Origin of the sequence: uncultured Polaribacter sp., from assembly GCF_947497695.1 — a bacterium.
Classification (GTDB): domain Bacteria; phylum Bacteroidota; class Bacteroidia; order Flavobacteriales; family Flavobacteriaceae; genus Polaribacter.
The window spans coordinates 1-633 of record NZ_CANMHM010000030.1; the positions used below are offsets into that span (position 1 = coordinate 1).

At 28.9% G+C, this 633-nt stretch carries 1 protein-coding gene; it reads left to right on the plus strand.

Going from position 1 to position 633, the window contains the following annotated elements; genetic code table 11:
• Positions 1-118: 118 nt before the first annotated feature.
• On the plus strand, positions 119-633 hold a 515-nt coding region (locus tag Q0731_RS13125), incomplete at its 3' end, for a transposase (RefSeq protein ID WP_299064819.1).

The following is a 633-nucleotide window of genomic DNA, read 5'->3' on the forward strand; positions in this document are numbered from 1 at the left end:
GGCACTTTCAGAAGTAAATAAACACTTGTTTATCAATTAAATAAGTTGTATTTTAGATAAAATCAAACCCCGAAAATGAGCTCTACACTCAAAAAACGGGGTTTTAATTTTCTTGTCTATGTCTAAAATACAAAGAATCTCCGAATTTCAGCACAAATTTTCATTTTTAAGTGCTATTGATAACTTCAATCTTTATTTCAATCAATTTTTATTAAGCGATTTAGGGAAAATTTACACTGCGATTCCTTGGGATTCTTTGGTTGATGTTTTCAAAATCAAAGAATCAAAAAAAGGAACAAAGAATTATTTTAGTCCCAAAGGGAAGTTAGCTCTTATGTTTTTAAAACATTATGCTTGCTGTTCTGATAGAAAATTAATTGAGCAACTTAACGCCAATATTGACTATCAATTTTTTTGTGATATTCATTTAGGACATTATCGTTTGACAAATTACAAGATTGTTAGTCAAATACGATGTGAATTAGCTGAGAATTTATCAATAATAGAGATTGAAAAATCACTATTTAATCATTGGTCAAACCATATAAAAGAGCAAGGTTGCATTTTTACTGATGCTACTTGTTATGAGAGTGAAGTTAGATATCCAACTGATCAAAAATTACTCTGGGAATC